Here is a 1,067-nt window from a genome sequence, read left to right as displayed (position 1 = left end):
GTCGGCCGTGAACTGCTGCGCCGCGGGCACGACGTACACGTGGCCGTCGCGCCCGACCTGGTTGAATTCGTCGAGTCGGCCGGGCTCAGGGCGACCGAGTTTGGGCCGGACGCGCGACTGTGGCAGGACGTGCACCGCGACCTTTTGACCCGTTTGTTCCGGAGCTTTTGGAAGGTCCGGGAACTGAGCGCGTTGGTGCGCGAAGATCAGCGGCTGTTCAACCAGCTCTGGGAGGAGATCGGCAAGACGCTGATGTCGCTGGCCGAGGGGGCCGACCTGGTGCTCACCAGCGCCATCGGCGAACAGTCCGCGGCCAACATCGCGGAGTACTATGGCATTCCGCTGGCCACGCTGCATACCTTCCCGATACGGGCCAACGGCCAGCTCATTCCGGGGCTGCCCGCACCGGTGGGCCGTTCCGCGATGACGGTGTCCGAGTGGATGTCTTGGCCGATGCTCAAGAAACGCGACGATGCGCAGCGCCGCGAACTCGGGCTACCGAAGGCGGCGGGCCTGTGGTCGCGACGGATCGCCGAGCGCGCATCGCTGGAAATTCAAGCCTACGAAGAAGTTTGCTTCCCGGGGCTGGCCGCCGAATGGGCGAACTGCAACGGCCAACGACCGTTCGTCGGCGCGCTGACGATGGAGTTGGCCACGGACGCCGACGAGGAGGTCGCGTCGTGGATCGCCGCGGGAACACCGCCGATTTTCTTCGGCTTCGGCAGCACGCCGGTCAAGTCTCCCGCCGACACCGTCGCCATGATCGGCGCGGCCTGCGCGCAACTGGGCGAACGGGCGCTGATCTGCTCCGGCTGGAGTGACTTCGGCAATGTCCCCCATTCCGACCACGTCAAGGTGGTGGAAGCGGTGAATTACGCTGCGGTCTTCCCGGCCTGCCGCGCGGTCGTGCACCACGGCGGCATGGGCACCATTGCCGCGGGCCTGCGCGCCGGGGTGCCCATGCTGATCCTCTGGACGGCACCCGATCAGGCGATCTGGGCCTCTCACGTCAAACGTCTGAAAGTTGGTTCTGGGCGGCGTTTTACGAGCACCAGCCGTGAATCGCT

General features: G+C 66.5%; 1 protein-coding gene. It reads left to right on the top strand.

What is annotated here, in order from left to right:
- Nucleotides 1-1,067: glycosyltransferase (locus A5747_RS09050; protein ID WP_076123488.1), on the top strand; the 1,067-nt coding region annotated here is incomplete at both ends.

It is taken from the genome of Mycobacterium sp. IS-836, from assembly GCF_001954275.1.
Lineage (GTDB): Bacteria > Actinomycetota > Actinomycetes > Mycobacteriales > Mycobacteriaceae > Mycobacterium.
This window is presented reverse-complemented; position numbering and strand designations above follow the sequence as displayed.